Origin of the sequence: Mesorhizobium sp. M2E.F.Ca.ET.209.01.1.1, assembly GCF_004010375.2 — a bacterium.
Taxonomy (GTDB): Bacteria; Pseudomonadota; Alphaproteobacteria; order Rhizobiales; family Rhizobiaceae; genus Mesorhizobium.
On sequence record NZ_SADP02000595.1, the window covers coordinates 1 to 306 of the forward strand.

Sequence of the window (306 nt, forward strand, 5' to 3'; positions counted from 1 at the left end):
TCGCGCCGACTTCCGCGCCCATGGCGCCGGCGTCATCGCCGCGGTCAGGGCCGAAAAGCCCGAGCAGTATCTCAAGGTCGTGTTGACGCTGCTGCCCAAGGATTTTTCGGCCAGCTCGGAAAGTGTCGATGCCGATAAAACCAGTCTCGAGCAGTTGAGCGATGAGGAGATCCGTAGCCGCATCCGCGGCCTCGAAGCGAACCTCAGGCCGTTCCTCGACAGCGATGCAGGCGTATCTGGCGCTGCTCGAGGAGATGGACCGGCGCCGTCGTCGTAACCTCCTTGCCGCCTACGCGCCGTACGAAC

At 63.7% G+C, this 306-nt stretch carries 1 pseudogene; it reads left to right on the forward strand.

What is annotated here, in order from left to right:
• Positions 1 to 277, forward strand: a pseudogene (locus EN852_RS41375) (hypothetical protein); the annotation flags it as partial.
• Positions 278 to 306: the final 29 nt, after the last annotated feature.